The 19,840-nt window shown below is 49.7% G+C and carries 15 protein-coding genes; 9 read left to right on the top strand and 6 right to left on the bottom strand.

The window, feature by feature from the left end; all coding sequences use genetic code 11:
* Positions 1-27: 27 nt before the first annotated feature.
* Positions 28-1,731, bottom strand: coding sequence for an ArnT family glycosyltransferase (locus VPR01S_RS20780; RefSeq protein WP_021707338.1), 1,704 nt, complete (start codon positions 1,729-1,731; stop codon positions 28-30).
* Positions 1,732-2,141: 410 nt separating this feature from the next.
* On the opposite strand from VPR01S_RS20780, the gene VPR01S_RS20775 reads away from it, so the two are divergent.
* From VPR01S_RS20775 to VPR01S_RS22040, 5 genes are all read left to right on the top strand, one after another.
* Complete coding sequence (locus tag VPR01S_RS20775; protein WP_021707337.1) at positions 2,142-2,873, top strand: glycosyltransferase family 2 protein; 732 nt, start codon at positions 2,142-2,144, stop codon at positions 2,871-2,873.
* Positions 2,866-3,522, top strand: a complete 657-nt coding sequence (locus VPR01S_RS20770) for a TVP38/TMEM64 family protein (RefSeq protein ID WP_021707336.1) — start codon at positions 2,866-2,868, stop codon at positions 3,520-3,522. The genes VPR01S_RS20775 and VPR01S_RS20770 overlap by 8 nt, the downstream gene beginning before the upstream one ends.
* A gap of 185 nt (positions 3,523-3,707) precedes the next feature.
* Positions 3,708-7,916, top strand: coding sequence for a LysM peptidoglycan-binding domain-containing protein (locus VPR01S_RS20765; protein ID WP_021707335.1), 4,209 nt, complete (start codon positions 3,708-3,710; stop codon positions 7,914-7,916).
* Positions 7,916-8,650, top strand: coding sequence for an immunity protein TsiV2 protein (locus tag VPR01S_RS22045; RefSeq protein ID WP_021707334.1), 735 nt, complete (start codon positions 7,916-7,918; stop codon positions 8,648-8,650). Before VPR01S_RS20765 ends, VPR01S_RS22045 begins: the two co-directional genes overlap by 1 nt.
* A complete protein-coding gene (locus VPR01S_RS22040) occupies positions 8,635-9,378 on the top strand; it encodes an immunity protein TsiV2 protein (RefSeq protein ID WP_217997216.1) in 744 nt (247 codons plus the stop codon). Before VPR01S_RS22045 ends, VPR01S_RS22040 begins: the two co-directional genes overlap by 16 nt.
* A gap of 86 nt (positions 9,379-9,464) precedes the next feature.
* Here VPR01S_RS22040 and glmS read toward each other — a convergent pair whose 3' ends face one another.
* Both glmS and VPR01S_RS20745 read right to left on the bottom strand, forming a co-directional pair.
* Positions 9,465-11,297, bottom strand: coding sequence for a glutamine--fructose-6-phosphate transaminase (isomerizing) (gene glmS, locus VPR01S_RS20750; RefSeq protein ID WP_021707332.1), 1,833 nt, complete (start codon positions 11,295-11,297; stop codon positions 9,465-9,467).
* Between the two features lie 84 nt (positions 11,298-11,381).
* Positions 11,382-12,143 (bottom strand): DeoR/GlpR family DNA-binding transcription regulator, encoded by a 762-nt coding sequence (locus tag VPR01S_RS20745; RefSeq protein ID WP_021707331.1) that lies wholly within the window; start codon positions 12,141-12,143, stop codon positions 11,382-11,384.
* A gap of 431 nt (positions 12,144-12,574) precedes the next feature.
* Here VPR01S_RS20745 and pykF point away from each other — a divergent pair, with 431 nt between their 5' ends.
* Positions 12,575-13,987 carry a pyruvate kinase PykF gene (pykF, locus tag VPR01S_RS20740; protein ID WP_021707330.1) on the top strand — a complete coding sequence of 471 codons (1,413 nt, stop codon included), beginning with the start codon at positions 12,575-12,577 and terminating at the stop codon, positions 13,985-13,987.
* A 154-nt stretch (positions 13,988-14,141) separates the two neighbouring features.
* Positions 14,142-14,795, top strand: a complete 654-nt coding sequence (locus VPR01S_RS20735; protein WP_021707329.1) for a GntR family transcriptional regulator — start codon at positions 14,142-14,144, stop codon at positions 14,793-14,795.
* A gap of 26 nt (positions 14,796-14,821) precedes the next feature.
* Here the strand turns inward: VPR01S_RS20735 and VPR01S_RS20730 are convergent, their stop codons facing one another.
* The 3 genes from VPR01S_RS20730 to VPR01S_RS20720 form a co-directional block, all read right to left on the bottom strand.
* Positions 14,822-16,705 carry a sensor domain-containing diguanylate cyclase gene (locus tag VPR01S_RS20730; RefSeq protein ID WP_021707328.1) on the bottom strand — a complete coding sequence of 628 codons (1,884 nt, stop codon included), beginning with the start codon at positions 16,703-16,705 and terminating at the stop codon, positions 14,822-14,824.
* A 146-nt stretch (positions 16,706-16,851) separates the two neighbouring features.
* Positions 16,852-17,550: an oxidative stress defense protein gene (locus tag VPR01S_RS20725; RefSeq protein ID WP_021707327.1), complete on the bottom strand. Its 699-nt coding sequence runs from the start codon at positions 17,548-17,550 to the stop codon at positions 16,852-16,854.
* Between the two features lie 102 nt (positions 17,551-17,652).
* Complete coding sequence (locus tag VPR01S_RS20720) at positions 17,653-18,549, bottom strand: LysR family transcriptional regulator ArgP (RefSeq protein WP_021707326.1); 897 nt, start codon at positions 18,547-18,549, stop codon at positions 17,653-17,655.
* Positions 18,550-18,672: 123 nt separating this feature from the next.
* Between VPR01S_RS20720 and VPR01S_RS20715 the strand changes: the two genes are divergently transcribed.
* Together VPR01S_RS20715 and VPR01S_RS20710 are read left to right on the top strand one after the other, a co-directional pair.
* The gene (locus VPR01S_RS20715) at positions 18,673-19,305 is read left to right on the top strand and encodes a LysE/ArgO family amino acid transporter (protein ID WP_021707325.1); all 633 of its coding nucleotides are present in this window, start codon (positions 18,673-18,675) and stop codon (positions 19,303-19,305) included.
* 1 nt (position 19,306) lies between these two features.
* Positions 19,307-19,789, top strand: coding sequence for a YbaK/EbsC family protein (locus tag VPR01S_RS20710; RefSeq protein ID WP_021707324.1), 483 nt, complete (start codon positions 19,307-19,309; stop codon positions 19,787-19,789).
* Positions 19,790-19,840 lie beyond the last annotated feature (51 nt).

Below are 19,840 nucleotides of genomic sequence, written 5' to 3'. Positions count from 1 at the left end.
TTCGGGTGGCTTTTTGATCAAATTCCGTTAACGGTAAACCGATCGAAAAGGTTGGTGATACCGCACCACCCGCTCCGGTTTCGGACACGTCTCAAGTAATGAGTCTTGGCCCAATAGAATCCAGTGACGACGATGAGCTTCCCCTAAATCGATAGATTGACTGGCATCAAAACACGTCAGATCCTGGTCATTCTGAGTCAAAATATAACGCCCGGGCTGCTCTTTCATCCATAGCCAGGCATTGCGATCCTGCTGCTGAGACGACGTCAGGTAACTGAAATGGGTCAGCGCGATCGGTGAGAACAACAGGAACTGCTCTTTAAAGCGGGTGATGCCGACTTCAGCGCCCGGCTCGATATTGTCCACCACTTGCTGCATCACCGCTTTCGCTGGCGTACGCACCGGATTCAACAGCGAATAACCGACCAGCGAATACAGAAGCCAGGTCGCTAACAGCGCCAAGGTATAACTGCGCAGATCCACCGCGAAGCGTTTGTACCAAACCACCAGCCCCCAAATCGCAGCCAAGGCGAAAAACATCAACGCAAACGGCCAGGTTCTCGGCCCGACCTGCTCAACCACGGCATCCAACTGAATCAACGCAGCGACAGCCACCACAATAGCCGCCACACTCAACAGTGCAGCCAGACCGGCCAGCAAACCTTGCAGCCAACGCGCCAGTTTGTCCGGTGTCGAGTAAGCACCAACCAACAATGCCAGCATAGGTAACGCTGGTAAGATGTACAAACCGCGTTTACCGGGGCTCAGGCTGAAAAATACCACCACCAGAATCACCCAACTGGCTAGCGTAACCGCCAACGGCGAACGCCACATCGACAGCAGCGCCCCTTTTCGTGCGATCAATAAATAAAGCGGGAACCAGAACACTGGAATGACACTGACAGCAAAGTAATACCACGGCTTAATGTGGCCCCAGGAGTTGGCATAACGTTCCGCCGTTTGTTTTAAGAGAATATTGTCCCGATAAGCGGCAAAGTCCGGATTGTGACTGGTGTAAGAGAAATAGATCACTGGTAGCAGCCAGCACAATAACACTGCCAACATCGCTAAAGGCCCGAACCAGAGTTTGCGATCCCACTGGTCAGAAAATGACTGTCGACCAGTAAAATGCAGCACCAACAAAGGAATGAACACCAACAACGGCAAGAATCCAACCCCTTTAGTGATGATGCCCAGCGCCATGAACACCCAGGCCAGAAGGTACCAGCCCAGTGAACCACGCAGGAAAAAGTATCTTAATAATCCATACATCCCCAGGGTAATCCAACACGCTACCATGGCATCAATTTGCGCCGTCTTGGCCTGGATAAGAAATTGTGGAGCGATCAACAACAACAGCGCTGCATTACGGCCAGTGGTCACATTCCACAGTCGCGCCCCCAAATCGTAGACACACAGCAGTGTAATCAACGCCGCCACTGCATTGGGAATCAAGAACGTCCAGGAAAGGTTGTCGGTCAGGCGATACAACAGGGCCATTGACCACATAAATACCGGCGGTTTGTCCGGGTAAAGCTCACCACCTCTCATTGGAAAGAACCAATTGCCTGACGCCACCATTTCCCTGGCGACTTCAACAAAACGCGGCTCATCGGCAGGCCAGGGATCACGCAAACCTATCCCGGCAAAAATAACCACAAACGCGATCAACACTAACCAGAATAATGTAAACACATACTCGTGACGTTCAGAGTCATTCATTCCTTGCATGAACTTGTCTTATTGAGAAAAATTAAATACATACGCCGCAGTATATGTCTGTATAAAACATTCAGCAATCCAGGCAAGATTAAATTCGTTCCGGTCACAAAACTTTAAAAAAGACAAATTATCCTTTCATGTTTTCAAGAGTTCATTTTAATTCTTTATTTAAACATCAATCACACTCTCTAATGAAACAAAATGAAAATAACATTTTAAACATTCCCAAAAAGTAAAACAAAAAAATAAAACACACAAAATCAAACACTTAATAAGACAAATAAAAATATAACCACTATTAATGAATCCCGTATTAATCGGGGTTTGTTATTCACGTATTTTTTACACTTCTCGTGCTATCTTGACAGAAGCCAAAACGAGCATAGTATTTTCATAACTCATTTACTTTTCTTAAAAAGATGCAAATTTCTGTAGTTATTCCGGCTAAAAATGAACAAGGGAATGTTTCTCGATTAATCGAAGAAATACATGAAGTACTTCATCCCCAGTATCAATTTGAAATTGTACTGACCGATGACGGTAGCACCGACAACACTGTTGACGACGCCATTCAGGCCGCCGAGCGCCTGGGTACGGCGCTACAAGTATTCAGCCATGCGGACAGCTGTGGTCAGAGTACCGCGGTACATACCGCCGTCCATCATGCTCGCGGACACTTGATTGCCACACTGGATGCCGATGGCCAGAACGATCCGCACGATATTCCGTCGATGATCGAGAAAGCATTTTCCCTTGAGAACGAACATTTCTGCATCGCGGGCTACCGTAAAGGTCGCAAAGATACGCCGTGGGTTCGTTTCCAGTCGAAGGTGGCCAATCGCGTCAGACATGCCCTGCTGAAAGACGGCGTTCCAGATTCTGGCTGCGGACTGAAAGTCTTCCCGCGCCACACTTTCGTCTTGCTTCCTTATTTTGATCATATGCACCGTTTCCTGCCGGCACTGATCCGCCGGCTCAACGGGAAGATCGTGATCCATCCGGTAAATCATCGTGATCGCATTGAAGGAGTCTCCAAGTACACGGTTTGGAATCGGTTATGGGTCGGCATCGTTGATCTGATTGGCGTCGCCTGGTTGATCCGCAGAACCAAATGGCCAACCATTAAATGTGCTTATCGCAGCAATGAATAAAACCTATCTGAAAATTGCCGTGCTGGCCGTCTTGGCAATCGTAATTTTCCGGGAAACCGACAACCCAATATGGGAACATTTATCCGATAAAAACTGGATCGCCGCTTACGTAGGCGCACATGGCGTCAACGGCGTGGTGTGGCTGCTAATTACGGGCGTTCTGTTTACCGGTTGTGGCGGCCCTCGTCAGTTGATTGCGTTCTTATTTGGTTATACGTTCGGCGCGGGCATCGGGCTGGGCTACGCCATACTGTGCACGCTGTTCAGTGCTGCCGCCATCTATTGGCTGGCAAGACTGATGTTCAAGCAAACCTTGAGTCGATACTTCCCAGTCCAGTTCTATCGCTTTGAGCGTTTTGTTAAACAAGACGCGGTGAGCAAAGTTCTGTTGCTACGTATTTTCCCTATCGGGAGCAATCTGCTGACCAATCTGTGCAGCGGTATGGCGTCGGTCCCCTTCCCCGCATTTTTACTTGCTTCACTGTTTGGATACCTGCCCCAAACAATTATTTTTTCCTTGGCTGGCAGTGGCATTGGTACAGGATCTCATGCTCAACTCGGGGTCAGCCTTCTATTGGGCATCATCAGCATTCTGCTGACCGGTCACTTATATCGGAAACATCGTCTCGCTCAGCGACGACAACTCTGAAGACAACGCCATCAATACGTTCGAAACGCCGATATGGCGGTTTTAATTCTATCAATGAGCTTTTCACTGGCAGCTTAGCGAAAAATAAGAGCAAATAAGTGCATATAACTAGAGTATGAATCCGCCGTTTGCGGGTACAATTTGGGCCTATTTTTTGCTCATATTCAGTTGTTATGTCTCTAAAAATGTCAAAGACCCGCAAAGTCTATCAAGCGGGCTATAAACCTCTTACCGACACGGCGCCGGTTCATCGTCATTCAACACCGGTTGAAACCACTCAAGCTGAACCTGAATTTGCCTACACTCTTGAGTTTGCGTGCCAAGAGCCGCTGTTTAAACAGTCTGTTGCCCCTAACCTTGAAATGTTGCTTAAATCTTCGTCCGGTCAGCCGGCGATCAAGCAGTGGCGTCAGCAGGCAGTAAAGCAGACAACCCACTACGCCTGCAGCATCGAAGTAGAAGAAGCCAAAGCCCTTCAGGTCGGTAAACATCACGTTGTTCCATTTCAATTAGATAACGTAATGCCTCATCCAAAAGACAGCGTGACGATACAAGAGGCCTTTATCCCCCTCCGCCCAGCCATCCAAGTGGGATCTCAGCTCGGTTTGCCGACCGAAGGTTTTCTCTATCACTTTTTAGACGACAAACTGCTGAATGAATACCGCTTCGGCGGCAATAAAAAATATCGCTTTGTGGCCACCCAAAGTGTGGCGGGTAGCATGAACAACGCACCGTCCAACGCCAGCGAAACCGATTTTATCCTTGCGTTGTGGAAGCGAAATGGGCAAACCGTTGATAATCAGTATCTGCTTTTTAGCAAAGAGCCATTGGATGACAACGCAGTGGCGTTGGTGGACCATGCCTTTCTTGACGAGCATGGCATACAACTGAATATGGGCGAGTTAATCCCACTTACCGAAGGGCAAGCCAAACGAAAAAAACACATCGTAGCGCCGGGAGAAACGCTGGAGCAGGTCGCGGAACAACAAAGCATCACCGTCGAAGAACTGAAGACGCTGAATCCCTATTGGCGCGGCGATGATGCTCAGCCGGAAGCCGGCAGTGTGTTGTATCTCGAACCCGTGAGCCAATATAACCACGGCAAAGACGTCGGCTACCAGATCAACACCGCCCTGCTGATCCCAGACATATTGTCGATGGGCTCCATCAGCGAACAGGCCACCTTTCCTGTGGTTCGCGTCGCACAATCGAGCCAGAACAGTTTTGCTGCGATCGCGCCGGTCCGATACGCCATCGACAATATCGTCCCTGAAAGTTTGGAGAACGAGGTGGCTGAAGGTGTCCACCCGATTAAAGACAAACAAAACTTTTCAGGTGGTGTGTTTGCATCGAATAAAGTCCCGTATACGTTACGTCAGTTACGTGATGGATGGCTGTATACCTTGCACCAGCCCCCTGAAGGTGACGCTTGGCAACTCGAAGAGTATCAGGTGCGTGAGGGCGAATTTTATCGCTGTAAAGGCGATGATGCAGCAGCGCGGCTGGAAGCGAAACCCGAAGCTCCGCAATCCCACCTGATGATCCGAACAGAGTGTCCGTATTATCTGGGCTACGCCAGCCAGCGCTGGACTGATCGCATCGTCGATTTTTATCAAAGTAATGAACAAGCCCGAAATGACTGGCTACGCGACGTCAATGCAGGAACGCACCGCACCCCAATCGAGCAGATTGAAACCTGCGTCGCCGATGTGGGCCAGTGCGACTTAACCCAGTTTGACTGGAGCTGCGCTACCACACAGCTCGAAGAAGAGGATCCCACCGGATTAGTCGCACCTCTGGTATCGCGCAACCTCAAAAGTTATCAATACCAGGTGCCCAGTCACGCAGCTCATGACCTGGTCGCTCTGGATGATCCCATGGCAGATATCGTCGACCTGTATCTACGCTTATCGCAGTCGGTGCAGCTCACGATTGAAGACGATGCCGCCCGTCGTCAAACGGTCATTGCGGAAACCATCCGCTCTCTGGTGCGTATTTCTCTGCCAGCGGAGAGCATGAGTGTCATTCCCCCGCAAGACTGGATTGAAGTGGAGCAGGACATCGATACTTGCCTGGAATACCACTATTTCCAAACCCAAATGACCCAAGCCAATGCGCCTCGTGGTGACGCAAAAGCGGCCATTTGGGCAGAAGCGGAATCGACAGTACTCGCATACCCGCAAGCCAAAGCCCGCTTAGCAGCAAAAGGCATTGCGCCTGCACTGCTAGAAAAACGTCTGGATGAATACACCCAGCGGCGCAAAGCACATCGTCAGGTTGACTGGAAAGGACTGGATAAGTACTACAAAACCTATATTGAAACCCAAGCCTTGGCGCAAACGGGGATATTGCGTGACGTTCCTATCCTGATCAGCGCTCTGGAAACCTTGGGCAATGATCCGCTCCGCCTGGGGATCGACATCGCTCAGCACGATCATCAGATAACCTTAAATACCCTGCTCGATTGCATCCTGAACGATCTCGATCTCAGCTCGCAATCTTGCCCTGAACTCCATGAGCACATTGATCAACTTATTATTGCCCCTGAAAACTTACTGGGGCTGACAACCAGCTTTTTCTCCAGTGAAATTTACGCTCAAACAGAAAACTTGATCAGCCAGTTGGATTTCTCACAGTTTGCGGAGAACAGCCGAATCCCAATTGGGGGCTTTATGTCCGCCTTTAACGATATTATTGGCTTTGATGACCCGAACTCTCCCCTCTTCACCATGACCAAAGGGTTGCTGGTTTCGCTGGATACCATCATCGAGAACGCCAAAAAAGCGACCGCCGTCAAAGGAGATAAAGCTCTGCATGCCATGCAGATGCTGCGTTTCAGAATTCTAAATCGTGTGATGAAACTTCCCGGTCTTGCAGCCCGAAGAAGCATGGCCATGGCCGTATGGGCGCAGCTCTATCTCAGAGGGGGCAAAGTGCAACTCAATAAATTGTCACACGCAGACAGATTTGGCACCAATATCTATCATCACATGTCAATCGAAGCCGGAGTATTGCAAAAAACCTTAAAAACGCAAATGAAAGGCTCACCAGAGTACGTGAAAACCAGCACGGAACTCAAAGACCTGAACCAGAGGGTCAGCCAGTTTATTGATGAAACCCCACTGGTCTTCGAGGCCTATCAGGACCACCAGGTTGGCAAACATGTGTTTTCCAGCAAAGCGCAAAACCTGTCGCAAAAGTGGGATAGCGTAGGCCGTATGGACTTTGTGGTCTCGAGCTTAAACCTGATCAATGTGTTTAATCAGATGATGTCGCTGCAACAGATCGTCGAATCTGTGCCATACCCGGACACCCGTCGCCAGGAGCTGACTCTGGCCTACAGCACCGCCTGGTTTATTAATGCGGTAGGTTCCAACTTAAAAGGGTTGTCGATCAATAATCTGAAGACTGAGACCAAATTGCTCGACCGTTCGTTGAAACAGATAAAAGCCAGTCAAAGCCCCACTGTAGCGCAAACTGTTCATGCCGAACAATATATCGCGCGCTCATTAATTGCAGGAGTGGCTGGTGTTATAGCAGTCGGACTGGAAGGATGGCAATCTATTGAGGACTTTTATCAATCCAAAGACAGTGCAGAGAAAGCTTTACTTGCTGTAAAAACACTCGCATTAAGTACCCAAGGATTCAGTTGGATCACCTTGGCCATCCGGTCTTTGATGTCACGTTATGTTGGACTAGCCATTGGAGGTGTGCTGCAAGGATGGATGCTGGCAGCCAACTTCTGGGGTGCGGCTCTGTATGGCGTAGTTACCATCATATTGCTGCTGACGGAAAAAACACCGTTAGAAAAATGGCTGAAACATTCGGTGTGGGGCAAGGAACCGGATCCAGCTTTGAGCGCTGAAGATGAGTTTTTCAATCTGATTACCTTGATCAATCAGCCGTCAGTACACACTCAGGTACTCAGCCGAAACGTGATGCCGCTTGCCTCGCCTTATGACACCACGACACAAGTAGAGATTGAGCAGCAACTAACCTTCACTCTGCCTAATACCTATGCCGGAGACACCATCGCACTGGGCATCGAAGTCAAACCAGCAGGCAAAGCCGCACAACCGTTCGGCGCGCAGGAGATTGCAGCAGGTCAATGGCGACAAGACCCGAATGAACCGAGTACTTACTCGTATCAGCTTGTGTTACCCCGCCCAATTCGTCAAACGGTCAGCTACCACGCGAGCACAGAGCCGTCCAAAATCCGGATTTTTGTGTTGAAAGATATGGACAACCCTTATCAGACCAATTCGGACACAACGCGCAGCAGTATATATCAGACGCAGTTTGCCGCCGGTGTTAATGTAACTCAGGAGATGGTAAAACTGGACGCAATCAACCTGAGTCAACACACCATAATTGAAGTAGAGGTTCCAAGATAATGTCAACATCAATGGCAGCATTGCCAGAACTTAGTGATGAATACAAACAACAGCAACAACAAGCGGTGTTGGAAGCAAAAGTGCTGTATCAGTTTGAACTGGTTAAAGAGCCTTTTACAGACTACATTTCTAACTGTTTAGGTGTTGCATTAGTAGCGTTCTTAATCTGGGTAGGTTCATTAGGAGGCTGGATGTATGTCCTGCTAATGATAGTTCTTATTACTCCAATGGGCGTATATTTCTATTATGCAAGCAACCCCAACATTCAGCAGACGGTCACGCTAACTGAAAAAGGCATTATTGTTAGTAATCTAGAACTAGTGCCCGATGCGTGCTTCGCCGCCTTGCGCTATTCCGGCTATGTTGGTGTGGCCATTTCTGTTATCGCAGTTATTTTTGTGGGGCCGATGGCCTTTGTTGGCGCCGGCGCGGGCCTATTGATGTCGTTTAAAATGGCAGGCGTGGTCAATCGACCTAGAGTGCAAATCAGGCCGTTTATCAAGGGGGTAGATTATCTGGAGGAGCGAGGAGAACTCAGGTTTAAGCACGGCCTTACCTCGTACTACTTATCGGCTGATATCGATCCCTATCCATTGAGCGATGAAGAGCATAATGAGATGAGGGTATTCCATGAAGTGGTGTACCATGCCGACTCCGAATCGCAGGCTGATTTTATGAAGGCTTTAAATCAGATTGTTAATACTCGAAAAATAGCAACGTGCCAGCCAAGTTAATGTCGACATCAACGGCAGCATTGCCAGAGCTTAGTGACGAATACAAACAACAGCAACAACAAGCGGTGCTGGATTCAGACGTGCTGTATCAGTTTGAACTGATTAAAGAGCCACTACCAGACTATGGCACCATTACCATCTGGCTAATCGGCGCAGCATTGGCATTATGGGTAGGCACGTTAGGAGACTGGATTCAGTTTGTTATGGTGCTCTTTTTTGTTAGTGCGATGGGCACTTATCTGTACTACGCAGGTAAACCCAACATTCAACAAACAGTCACCCTAACCGACAAGGGCATTATTGTCAGCGACTTAGAATTAGTACCTGATGCGTGCTATGCGGCACTGCGCTACTCCGGCTACGTCGGAGTGGCGGTTTCAGTGGTGGCTGTGATTTTTGTGGGGCCGATGGCCTTTGTTGGCGCCGGTGCGGGTCTACTGATGTCGTTTAAAATGGCAGGCGTGGTCAATCGGCCAAAAATGGTGGTGACGCCATTTATAGACGGCATCTCATACCTTGATAAAAAACGCAGAGTCGCAACCTATAAAAATAACGTAACCAGCTATTTTCTACTGCCCGATTTAACGCCTTATCAGTTCGATGAAAACACTCACTTTTCAACACGAGGACGGTACGCTTCCGTCTACGATGCCACGCCCGAACTGCACGCGGCATTTACCCAGGCGGTTAACCAAGTTATCGACACTAAAGAAGTTGAGGCTTATTAAACACCGAAAACTCTATCTTTATAAAAAAACCGCCGACTGAATGCTGTCCAGTCGGCGGTTTTATCTAAGGATGGAGGTTTGGTGAGTTACTCCACCGTCACCGCTTTCGCCAGGTTACGAGGCTGATCGACATCGGTGCCCTTAATCAAGGCCACATAGTAAGACAGCAGTTGCATTGGGATGGTGTAGTAGATCGGCGCCGTGATTTCACTCACGTGTGGCATGGTGATGATCTTCATGTTCTCATCCGCTTCAAAACCGGCATCTTTGTCAGCAAACACGTACAACAAGCCGCCACGTGCACGCACTTCTTCGATGTTCGACTTTAGCTTCTCAAGTAGATCGTTGCTCGGTGCGACCACTACCACTGGCATATCGGCATCAATCAATGCCAGAGGGCCGTGTTTCAGCTCCCCTGCGGCATACGCTTCGGCATGAATGTAAGAGATTTCTTTGAGCTTCAATGATGCTTCCATCGCGATCGGATAGAACTCTCCGCGCCCCAAAAACAGCGTGTGGTGCTTGTCAGCAAAATCTTCCGCCAACGCTTCAATCTCTTTTTCAAACGACAGGGCAGCATTGATCTGCTGAGGCAGTGCGTGCAGTGCTTCAACAATCTCTTTCTCTTGCGCTTTACCGATCAATTGCTTCTGTTTACCCAGAGCGGTCACCAGCATCAGCAGTGCTGACAACTGAGTAGTGAACGCTTTGGTCGACGCAACACCAATTTCCACCCCAGCACGAGTCATAAACGCAAAGTCAGACTCACGCACCAGAGATGAGCCTGCGACATTACAGATCGTCATCGCCGCCATGTAGCCTTTTTCTTTAGCCAAACGTAGTGCCGCCAGTGTATCGGCCGTTTCGCCCGATTGAGACAACGTGATCAGCAAGCTATTTGGACGAGTAACAAATTTGCGATAACGGAACTCGGAAGCAATCTCCACATCGCAGCTCACGCCCGCCAGAGATTCAAACCAGTAGCGCGCCGTCATCCCCGCATTGTAAGAGGTGCCACACGCGACAATCTGAACGTGTTCCACTTTATTGAGGATCTCAACCGCATTAACACCGATGCTCTCTGTGACCACAGAATCGGCGCTGATACGGCCTTCCATCGTGTTGATCAGCGCTGTTGGCTGCTCGTAAATCTCTTTCTGCATGAAGTGACGGAACTGACCTTTATCTCCGGCATCGTGCTCTGCATTGGACTCGGTAATTTCACGCTCAACGGGCTCACCGTTCGCATCAAACACAGTCACTTCGCGGCGGGTAATTTCCGCGACATCCCCTTCTTCGAGGTACATAAAGCGACGGGTGACATTAAGCAGAGCCAGTTGATCCGAAGCCAGGAAGTTTTCGCCAACACCGAAACCAATCACGATCGGGCTACCAGAACGAGCCACCACTATGCGAGACGGATCTTTACGATCCAGCGCGACGGTGCCGTACGCACCTTCCAGCTGTTTGGCGGTTTTCTGTACCGCTTCCAGCAGGCTGGCTGAGGTACGCAGTTCCCACTCCACCAGGTGGGCAATCACTTCGGTGTCGGTTTGGGATTCAAACACATAGCCACGATCACGCAGCAGGCTGCGCAGTTCTTCGTGGTTTTCGATGATGCCGTTGTGTACGACGGCAATATCCCCGGACATGTGTGGGTGAGCATTCACTTCAGAGGGCTCACCATGTGTCGCCCAACGTGTATGCGCAATACCAGTACCGCCAAGTACCTGCGCTTCTTCCACAGCATCCGCCAGTTCCTGAACTTTGCCCAGGCGACGCACTCGGGTCAGTTGATGGTCGCCATCTACTACGGCAACACCAGCGGAGTCATACCCGCGGTATTCCAAACGGCGTAAACCTTCTACCAGAATTTCAGCGACATCTCGTTGTGCTACTGCACCTACGATTCCACACATGTTTTGTTCTCCGTGTTTGATTTCTTTATCTCCCCAACCGGCAGCAAGCAAAAGCCGGAACGTCGGGGAAACAGGGTAATAGGGTCAGGCGCGGATCACTCGTACGCCATGAGATTCGATTTGTGCGACCTGCTCGTCACTGGCCTGTTTGTCTGTCACCAGCACGTCGATGTTCTGCCAGCCTAATTCCAGATTAGGGATCTTGCGGCCAATTTTCTCGGACTCAATCATCACAATGACTTCACGTGAGACTTCGGCCATCACTTTGCTAAGGCCTACCAACTCATTAAACGTCGTGGTACCGCGCTCCAGATCGATACCATCCGCGCCGATAAACAACTGATCAAAATCGTATGAGCGTAATACCGATTCGGCCACCTGACCCTGAAAGGACTCTGAGTGCGTATCCCAAGTTCCGCCAGTCATTAATAATGTCGGTTCGTTTTCCAACTCATTAAGCGCATTAGCGACATGCAGTGAGTTGGTCATGACAACCAGACCGCGTTTATGATCGAGTTGCTGAATTAATGCCGCCGTCGTGCTGCCACTGTCGATCACTAAACGATTGTGATCGCGGATCAGTTCTGCGGCGGCTTTGGCCAACTCCACCTTTCGAGTCGAAACATTTTTACTTAATTCCTCGCTTACGACTTCTTTCGGCAATGCAATGGCACCACCATAACGACGCAGTAGCTGGCCATTTTTCTCTAGCGAAGCCAAATCCTTTCTAATCGTGACCTCAGAGGTTTCGAATCGGCTGGATAATTCTTCCACACTGACTTCACCCTTGTCGTTCACTAAGTTTGAAATCGCGTGGCGGCGCAGTTGAGTGTTTCGTTTCGACATTTAATTTTAAATTATAAGTTTCAAATCGAAACAAAGTATAATCAAAGCGAAACTTTTTTGTCCATTTATTTCGATCCAAAAAATTAATATTTCCCGCTAAAACCTTGTCCTAAGACAATTCTTAAACAGTGATATTGCGGCGATTCGGTGGTAGAATTCGCCACCGAAAAGAAAATAAATTACAGAATTGACCGTTATTTTTTTGCAACTTTCCTCATATAAAGTGGGGTTAGTCACAAAACTACCGAATAAATTCCCATCAGCGTGGTCATAAAATGACTAAACTTGATGAAAGACTTTCAGTTCTGGAGTGCTGCGCTGCCGAAGCAAAATCACGCTGACAGGCCCAAAATGTCAGCCCAATCGGCCCCCACTCTGGTGACCAAAACCAAGTTTCAAATTGTAACTATATTTAGCGGAGAGTATCTTCCATGAAAAAGACCAAAATCGTTTGTACGATTGGCCCTAAAACTGAATCTGTAGAGAAACTGACCGAGCTGGTTAACGCAGGCATGAACGTAATGCGTCTGAACTTCTCTCACGGTGACTACGAAGAGCACGGCACTCGTATTGCGAACTTCCGTAAAGTAATGGAAGCAACAGGTAAGCAACTGGCTATCCTGTTGGATACTAAAGGTCCTGAAATCCGCACAATCAAACTGGAAAACGGCGAAGACGTTGATTTGGTTGCAGGCCAGGAATTCACTTTTACCACCGACACCTCTGTGATCGGCAATAAAGACACTGTGGCTGTTACCTACCCTGGTTTTGCGGCTGACCTGTCTGCGGGCAACACCATTCTGGTTGACGATGGCCTGATTGAAATGGAAGTGATTTCAACTACCGACACCGAAGTAAAATGTAAAGTGCTGAACAACGGCGCACTGGGTGAAAACAAAGGTGTGAACCTGCCAGGCGTATCGGTAAATCTGCCAGCACTGGCTGAGAAAGATAAGAACGACCTGAAATTCGGTTGTGAGCAAGGCGTTGATTTCGTTGCTGCTTCTTTCATCCGCAAAGCCTCTGACGTGAAAGAAATCCGCGAAGTACTGGACGCAAACGGCGGCCAGAACATCCACATCATTTCTAAGATTGAAAACCAGGAAGGTGTTGATAACTTCGACGACATTCTGGAGCTGTCTGACGGTATCATGGTTGCACGTGGTGACCTGGGTGTAGAAATTCCAGCAGAAGAAGTTATCTTCGCGCAGAAGATGATGATCGAGAAATGTAACCGTGCACGTAAGATGGTTATCACTGCGACTCAAATGCTGGATTCCATGATCAAGAACCCACGTCCAACACGTGCAGAAGCCGGTGACGTTGCTAACGCAATCATGGACGGTACTGACGCAGTGATGCTGTCTGGTGAAACCGCGAAAGGTAAATACCCGGTAGAAGCTGTGACCATCATGGCACAAATCGCAAACCGCACTGACTCTGCTCTGAAAGCCGAGCTGGGTTCTCGTCTGGACAGCCCACGACTGCGCATCACTGAAGCTGTATGTAAAGGTGCAGTTGACACCGCTGAGAAACTTGCGGCACCACTGATCGTCGTGGCAACCGAAGGCGGTAAATCAGCACGTTCAGTACGTAAATACTTCCCAACAGCCAACATCCTGGCGTTGACTACCAACAAGAAGACCGCCGCTCAGCTGGTTCTGACAAAAGGTGTAATGCCAGTTGTTGTTGATTCCATCGACAGTACTGACGCATTCTACATCCGTGGTAAAGAGCTGGCGCTGGAATCAGGCCTGGGTAACAAAGGCGACATCGTAGTGATGGTTTCTGGTGCCTTGGTTGCGTCTGGTACCACCAACACTGCATCGGTTCACGTTCTATAAAACGCGAATAGATACATAACGATACATAAAAGAGGGCTATGGCCCTCTTTTTTTATTTCTCTCTCTTGCTGGCATATTCAGAACGCTATATCATTAAAAATATTTATAAGTACCTCATACCATTAACTTACCGTTTATTTTGAGGAATGCCGGTATGCCCAGCCCGACGTTAGCTGACAAAATCGCAAAAATCATCCGTACGGACATTCTGGCTGGTGAACTGAAACCAGGACAAAAGCTGGTCGTTGCCGATTTAAAGGAGCGTTATTGTGTGGGGGCATCACCGATCCGGGAAGCGCTGGTCCAGCTGTCCTGGTCCAGGTACGTCACACTAGAACCCCAAAAAGGCTGCTGGGTGGCCCCGATCTGCAAAAACGATCTGAGCGACTTATTCGATACTTTGAGTGTGCTATCGCGCATTTTGCTCGTCAAATCGATTCAACACGGCGATGAAAGCTGGGAGCTGGAAGTACTGACCGCTTTCCACCGTTTGTCCCGCTTGCAAAACCACAGCGATGAGGACTGGCATTCCCTTGAAGACCGCCGCCAGGTATTTCACCACTCTCTGCTGGATGGTGCGGGCGCGCAGCGGTTGTGTGAGTTTTTCAATCAGACGTTTAATCAGGTTAAACGCTATCAATCGTACGCCATGCATCAGCGTCATTTCACTCCCCGACTCGATATCGACACCCATGAGCGTTTGATGAAATCCGCACTGGCCAAAGACACCGAACAAGCGACCGCTCTGTTTGAGCAACAACTGACTGATCATAAACAGCAGCTGGAGCGCGCGCTCGATCTCGCTTGAACCGCCAGAGCAATCAAACTGTACTTTTACGCCACCTCTTCGCTGCTCAAACAGTACGCGACCTGATTGCGGCCTGACGCTTTGGCGTCATACAGCGCTACATCGGCCCATTTGTAACAACGAGTATTATCGTGAGTCAGATCGGTAAACCCGGCGCTGATGGTGGTGTTAATGCGCGCATCCAGCTCAACCGCAATACGGAGCCTGTTTAATGCGGATTCAGCTTCTTCAAGCGTGGTGTGCGGCATGATCACCGCAAACTCCTCACCACCAATCCGGGCAATAAAGTCGGTTTGACGCAGCGTGTCTGTCATGACCTCTGCAACCGCTCGGATCACTCGATCGCCTTCATCGTGCCCTTTGTGATCATTGATGCGCTTGAAATGATCGATGTCGATCAATGCTAAGCACACCCGATTGCGTTCCGGGTAACGCTCCACCATCAAAGCGTGGCGCTTAAGCTCATTTTCAAACTTACGTCGGTTCCACAACTTGGTCAGTTCATCTTTCTCACTCAGTTCACGTAGCTGAAACTCAAGCGCTTTGCGATCGGAAATATCGACCAGCGAGGTGATGTAATAGCTGATTTTGCCGTTTTCCGACAACACCGCCTGAACCCGCATGATGGCCGTCACCGGCCCTGGTTGATCGTTGATATCGAACTCCACTTCACCTTCCCAACGGCGCTCTTGACCAACCCGGTCAACAATTTTCAGCATCGACTCCAACCGCTTTTCACCAAACAACACTTTGAGCGCATTGCGGCCCTGCACCTGTTTCTGTGTACGTCCGGTCAGTTTGGTAAACGCATCGTTGGTCATAATGACACTGTGGTGCGCGTCAGAAATCATCACGGCGGACATGCCGCTCAGTGCGGCACGGGCAAGCTGGCTTTCAATGTTACGCCGGTGGTAATGCAACCCTACCGAAGCGATGGGCAGCGCAAAAAACAGCACCATCATCAAGACAAAAATCGCTTCTTGCAATAAGTCGTCAAAGTCACGCGCATGGCGTTGCAGGATCTGTTGCCGATCAACATGCGCCATCAGATACATGCTGTTTCCCGGCACCAGCTCAATCCGACGAAACGCGATGATCCCGCCCTGCTCCCTGGCGTAGCCGTAGGGCTGCTGTTGCATCTTTTGCCACACGGCGGGAAACAGGTTGGCGACATTGTACTGCTGACGCTCGCTCAGGATATGACCAAACAACTTGCTCTTGTTGTCACTCGACAGGTAGTAGCCTTGCTGATTCAGCAATTCCGGATTGAAGTCGCTGTCCGGGGAGTAGTTCATGCGTGAAAATAGATAGCTCACATCCACATTGAGCACCAGATAGCCCATGCGTTTCCCCAATACTGTAACCGGAGAAATCAGACGCAACCCCGGCGTATAGGGCACGACCAATTCCCCGTCGTGGGTTTCCAGATCAATCCCCCAAAGCGCCACCTCACCGGCTTCCAGCGACTGAGCATATTTGAAGTAATCACGGGAGGCTTTATTCTGAAGTGCGTTGCGCACAAAAGAATGTCCGGGGTTGCGGGTGTAGCCCACATCGATCAGCTCTTTTCCGGCTCGACTGATGTAGCGAATCTGCTTATACCATTTCTGACTGGTGGCCACCGACTCCCAAATATTCTCCAGCACCTGGCGGTGCTCAGTATTGGGTAAAATCGCGTAATCAAACATGCTTTGACTGTTGGCCAGCAGTTTGACCGTCGAGCGCAACTGCCCTTTGAGGGTGTCGTATTCCCGTTCACTGTACGTCAGTTGATTGAGGGCGTCCTGGGCGGTTTTTTCCACCACGTTGTGTTGCAGTGTCAGGTAGCGATGATAGTAGTAGGCGGAAACAATGACGGCGAAAACAAAACACGTCACCAGCAAATAGGCTGCGATTTTGGTGTACTTCATTACGCTATCGTCTCTTCCAGCAAAAACGGAAAAGATTATACTACTTGGAATCGGTGTCTAAATTAAACCCACTATCAATCGTCAAAACTGATAGTGGGTTCTCATTCCAGCAAAAACTGTAGGGTTAAATCGTACCCGGTAAGAAGTTAATCTTTTAATTTATAAATGACGTCGACACGGTCATGGATCACCAGTGTCGAGTCTTGGTACGAGTTCGATTCTTTGCGCGCGGAATCCATCGCCATTGAGCGCATCAGCACAGGCTGGACATTCGGCGTGTTGTAATCGATGCGCCAGATATCACCAAGTTTTTTATCAAAGCCCTGCGCCAAAGACGCGGCTTTGTTCATGGCATCTTTAATCGCCGCCTGACGCGCCTGAGCCTGATATTTGCTCTCATCGCGCACTTTGAGTTTGATCTGATCCACTTGGTTAACGCCGTCACTCAGTGCCAGATCCAAATATTGATTTAAATTGGCCAGATCATCGACGGTCACGGTGATATTGCGCGACGCTCGATAGCCCACCAACTCCGGCTTACCCGATTTTGGATAGTGGTACTGAGGTGCGAGATACAGATTCGAGCTGCTGATGCTCTCGGGCTTCACCCCCAGATCGGCGAGACTTTTGAGATAGCTGTCGACCGTTTTATCGACTGCCTGCTTCGCCTGCTCTGCGGTCATAGTGGACTCCACCACTCGCACCGAAAACTCGGCCATGTCCGGTTTGGCTACAATTTCTCCATAACCTGTGGTCACCAGATGGGGAAAGCCTGGCGCTTCCGCCAACGCTGCCGCACTGAACAATCCGGAGATCACAAGTACAAAGCGAGATACCATCTTCATAGTTATACGTTCACCTTATGTAACTGATTCCCATACATCATAGTTTTTTACTCCGGATTGACTAGCTTTTAAACGACGATCTGACACAACTTTGACCGACGTCTATCTGGGTAAAATCTGCGCTGCGTAGCCGGTGATCGCTTCCGAGATGGTTTGCAGGATCCCGGTTTCCAGTTGCCAGTGATGCCAGTAAATCCGGTAAGGGATCAAAAAGCCCGGGATCAAATCCACCAGCGCGCCGCTTTGCAACTCATCCAGAATCTGCAATTTGGGGATCAGGCAATACGCCGCCCCGGACAACGCCAGTTTCACAAACGCTTCTGAGCTGGCCACTCTATGGTTGGTGACGCAATCTGGCGACAAATTAAAGTGCTGGTTGAGAAACTGATGATGCAGATCGTCGTGCTGATCAAACGACACCGCCGGCGCCCGGCGTAACGTCTCCCGATTCACCCCCGCTTGAAAGTAGCGATGACAGAATTCCGGACTGGCGACGCACACATAGTCCATCCGGCCAAGGTACACCGCATTGCAACCCGGCAACGCGTTTGCTTCCAGACTGATGGCCCCTGTTACTTCGCCATTTTTCAGCTTTTCAATGGTGCGGGCTTCACCATGCACCACCAGATGCAACTCGACATGACGCTGTTTCATCACTGGCGACAGTGCCGGTAGCAACCAGGTCGCCAGGCTGTCTGCATTGGTTGCAATCGACACAGGTAGCGGCCGCTCATGCTCCTGATTGGTCAACTCCGGCATCAGTTCGCTCTCTAACAACTGGATACGATGATAGAGGCCAAGCAGCTTTTTTCCCACCGGAGTGGCTCTTGGCGGCTGCTCGCGAACCAACACTGGCTGAGCGAGAAACTTTTCCAGTTGCTTAAGACGCTGTGAGACCGCCGATTGCGAGATATACAGACTATCGGCAGCTCGCTCAAAGCTGCCCTGCGTGATCACCGACTCTAACGCTTCTATCCATTTGTAATCCAACCCGCGCATGGCCCTGTCCCCATAAAATTAGACAAACTTATAATAGATTAAAATCATTAATTATACTTATAAAGATATCCGGTTTAAGGTGGCAGGCATTCACAACCAAGACCATGATGAAAGGAGAAAAAAGTGAATTTTTGGTTGATGTTACAAGGGTTTGGCTTAGGAGCAACCATGATTATTCCTATCGGCGCGCAAAATGCGTATGTGCTCAATCAAGGGATTAATCGCCACCATCATTTGACCACAGCCACCGTTTGTAGCGTACTGGACATGTTCTTTATTTCTCTCGGTATATTCGGTGGTGGTGCCTTGTTATCGCAGAATGAAACCCTGCTGACTCTGGTGACGCTCGGCGGCATTGCGTTTCTTACCCTTTATGCCGGCTTGTCACTAAAAAGTGCTTTCAGTTCAGGCGGCAACGATACGAGCCCGTCGGAAGCGATGGCCAGAGGACGGCGCACCGTCATTCTCGGCGCTCTGGCAGTAACGGTGTTAAATCCGCACCTCTATCTCGATACCGTGGTGATTCTCGGCTCAATCGGCGGACAATTTGCAGGGCATGATCGAATCGCGTTTGCGCTTGGCACCATCATCGCGTCGTTTGTCTGGTTCTACAGCCTGTCGATCGGTGCCGCCAAACTCGGGCCGACATTATCAAAACCGCGAGTGAAGCAAGGAATTGATCTGGCGGTGGCGGGTATGATGCTGCTTATCGCTGCCTCACTCAGCCAAGAGTTGATTACGCAATATTGGGGTTAATATGTCATCACTGGAAAAGATCTATCAAAGCAACGTTGGCTTGCTGACACAGCTCAACATCCGATATGCACAATGGCAGCATGAACCCATTCTGGACTTTGTCACGGATGAGCGGGTAGCCAGAGAACTGGGCTGGAGTGGCACGCACAGCAAAAGCCTGTTTCTTAAACTTAAAGGCGGTGATTACGCCTTGTATCTGACCGACAAAGACTCGCGACTCGACACCAAAGCCATCAAGGCTGCAACGGGCAAGCGTCCATCCATCTGCAGCGATAAGGAAATGACCCGCGAGCTCGGCTGTGTGCCTGGTGCTGTGTGTCCATTTGGGATGCCAGAACAGGTCAGCGTGATCGTCGATACCCGTCTCTACCAGCATCCGCAGGTGCTCTATACCCCCGGCTATCCGGACATGACCTTTGGCATTTCCGGTGCCGAACTGGCCAACGTCTTACAGGCGCTGCCAAACCCACTGTATGAAATATAACGTGTGCTAAAGAGATAAAAAAAGCGAGGCCGGAGCCTCGCTTTTTAATGC

It is taken from the genome of Vibrio proteolyticus NBRC 13287 (assembly GCF_000467125.1).
Lineage (GTDB): Bacteria > Pseudomonadota > Gammaproteobacteria > Enterobacterales > Vibrionaceae > Vibrio > Vibrio proteolyticus.
The sequence above is the reverse complement of the archived record's forward strand: the minus strand, read 5'-3'. Positions and strand labels throughout refer to the sequence as shown.